At 73.0% G+C, this 1,710-nt stretch carries 3 protein-coding genes; all 3 read right to left on the bottom strand.

The genetic code is table 11. The features are described from left to right. Positions 1 to 224 (bottom strand): DUF2786 domain-containing protein (locus tag G6023_RS16235; protein ID WP_347570697.1); only part of this gene is annotated, 224 nt, incomplete at its 3' end. Between the two features lie 91 nt (positions 225 to 315). After that, positions 316 to 1,155, bottom strand: coding sequence for a bifunctional hydroxymethylpyrimidine kinase/phosphomethylpyrimidine kinase (thiD, locus tag G6023_RS01755; protein WP_182633928.1), 840 nt, complete (start codon positions 1,153 to 1,155; stop codon positions 316 to 318). After that, a partial coding sequence (locus G6023_RS01750; RefSeq protein WP_472986412.1) for a phenylalanine--tRNA ligase subunit beta-related protein occupies positions 1,148 to 1,710 on the bottom strand: 563 nt, incomplete at its 5' end. The genes G6023_RS01750 and thiD, both read right to left, overlap by 8 nt.

Raw genomic sequence — 1,710 nt, 5'->3', positions numbered from 1 at the left:
AGCGCCTCGTCGACGCCGTACTTGGCGAGCAGGGCGTAGGCACGCTCGAGCAGGACCTCGGCCTCGGGCGTGCCCGCCACGCTCTCGGCTTTGGCGAAGAGTTTGCGGACCCTGTCCAACGCCTTCTCTGACGAGGGGGGCCCGGCGCCCTCGTGCCCGTCCTGCGATCGGGTCTGCGAGGTGCCCTGCGAGGTGTTGTGGGAGGTGTTGTGGGAGGTGTTCACTGTCTGCTCCTGATCGTCTCGGCCGTTCGGCGGAACCGATACTCGCACAGGTGTACGACACAGTCGGTGCGGACGGCCGCGCCGTCCCAGGTCAGCGGTGCAGGAACCAGGTGTGGTCGAGCGGGCCGGAACCGCGGCCGACCTCCAGGGTGAGACCGCCGTGGAGGGCCCCGTCGATCCACGGGCGGACGCGGCGGTAGGCCGCCTCCCAGTCCCTCTCCCCCACCCGCGCGGTGGCCAGCGCCGAGGACAACGAACACCCGGTGCCGTGCGTGTGCGGGGTGTCGACGCGGACGAACGGCAGACGCAGCGTCGTGCGTCGGTCCCCCTCGGACTCCACCAGCACGTCCTCCGCACTGCCGTCGTCCAGATCGCCCGTGGTGGCGAGCACCGCGCAGCCGGTCTGCTCGTGCACGAGCTCGGCCTGCCCGACGATCGTCTCGATGTGCTCCGCGGGCTCGCCGCCACACAGCACCGCGAGTTCGGGGACATTGGGCGTCACCAGGTCCGCCAGCGGGACGAGGTCCCGCAGCATCCGCGCCGCGTCCTCACTGGCCAGCCGGCCTCCGGTGGTGGCCACCATCACCGGGTCGAGGACGACGTGGGGTGGACGACGACGACGAAGCCAGTCGCCGACCGCCTCCACCAGAGCGGCCTCACCGAGCATGCCGATCTTGACGGCGTCGATCGTCACGTCATCGGCGACGGCGTCGAGCTGGGCGATCACGTCGTCGACGGGCACGGCGTGCACCCCGGTCACCCCGACGGTGTTCTGGATCGTGACCGCGGTGACGGCACCCATTCCGTACCCGCCCATCGCGGCGACGGCCTTGGTGTCGGCGAGCAGCCCGGCGCCGCCGGACGGGTCCGTGCCCGCGATGCACAGGACCCGCGGCACCCGTGCACCGGCGGGGCGTCGGCCGTCAGCCACGCAGGCTCGCCCCCACGGCCTTCTCCGCCGCCTCGACGGCGGCCGTGCGCCATGCGCTCGCCTCGTCCTCCGTGAGGGTGCGGTCGTCGGCACGGAACGTCAACGCGTAGGCGAGGGACTTACGCCCGTCCCCGAGCTGGGCGCCGGTGTAGACGTCGAACAGTCGCGCGCTCTCGAGCAGCTCCCCGCCTCCCGAGCGGAGTGCAGCCTCGACCTGCGCAGCGGGCACGGCCACGTCCACGACGAGCGCCACATCCTGGTTCACGGGCGGGAACGGCGAGATGGTCGGGGCCGGCAGCACCTCCCGGGCGCCGATCGCGGTGAGGTCCAGTTCGACCGCGCACGTGCGCGCCGGGAGCCCGAGCCGCTCGCACGCCGCGGGGTGTAGCTCACCGGCGTGACCGACCACCACGATCTCACCCGGCCCGGCGTCGCGGTCGCCACCATCGACCAGGACCTCCACGCAGCGACCCGGGTGCCACGGTGCGCGCTCGGCCGCCCGCACCTCGACCTCGGCCCCGAGGGCCCGCCCGACGATCCGCTGGCTGTCCGCCT

Origin of the sequence: Dietzia sp. DQ11-71, assembly GCF_014144995.1 — a bacterium.
In the GTDB taxonomy this organism is placed as follows: domain Bacteria; phylum Actinomycetota; class Actinomycetes; order Mycobacteriales; family Mycobacteriaceae; genus Dietzia; species Dietzia kunjamensis.
This window is presented reverse-complemented; position numbering and strand designations above follow the sequence as displayed.